Raw genomic sequence first — 793 nt, 5'->3', positions numbered from 1 at the left:
TAGCAAAAGAGTGAGATTATACGGGCGGTTTTTAAAGTAATTCACCTTGGCGGGTGGTTTAGGACGAATAATGATCGAATCAGAAGCGGTAAGTGGGGTCGAGCTTGCCATTTTTTTGGGTAAACTAAACGCGGTCTGTGATGAAATGGGGTACGTGCTACAAAGAAGCGCATTTTCTCCAAATATAAAGGATCGCCTTGATTTTTCATGCGCAGTATTTGATCGAGAGGGCGCAATTCTTGCCCAGGCGGCACACATTCCGGTTCACTTGNGGAGTATGGNCTATGCCATGAGAAGCCTCGTCGCGCAATTCGATTGGCAACAGGGTGATATGGTCGTGGTGAATGATCCATTTCAAGGCGGGACACACTTGCCTGATGTGACCATGATTGCACCCATGTTTATCCATGGTGAGCTGAGCGGGTTCGTTGTTAATCGAGCCAATCATGCAAATATCGGTGCGAGTGCCCCAGGTTCAATGCCTTTAAGTTCTGCGCTTGAAGAGGAGGGCGTGATACTGCCGCCAAAGAAGCTTCTGGAGTCGGGTCAGCTTAATGAGGAGCTTGCGAGCCAGATACGAGGCATTGATCCCGAGTGTTCCGGTGCACTGCCAGAGGACTTTGTTGCCCAGATAAGCGCGAACAAAACCGGATTGATGCGCTTGGAGGCAATACTCGTTATTCAAGATGAGCCGATCGACTTTTTCGATCGGATGAATGCTGCGCTTCATCAATATGGCGCGCAGTTGATGAAGCGTTTGATTAGCCAAATTCCGGAGGGCGTAGCACATTTT

At 49.1% G+C, this 793-nt stretch carries 1 protein-coding gene; it reads left to right on the top strand.

Annotation, left to right across the window (positions count from 1 at the left end):
* Nucleotides 1-70 precede the first annotated feature (70 nt).
* On the top strand, nucleotides 71-793 hold a 723-nt coding region (locus tag A3751_RS19920; RefSeq protein ID WP_197466546.1), incomplete at its 3' end, for a hydantoinase B/oxoprolinase family protein.

Source organism: Oleiphilus sp. HI0080 (genome assembly GCF_001635135.1).
This window is presented reverse-complemented; position numbering and strand designations above follow the sequence as displayed.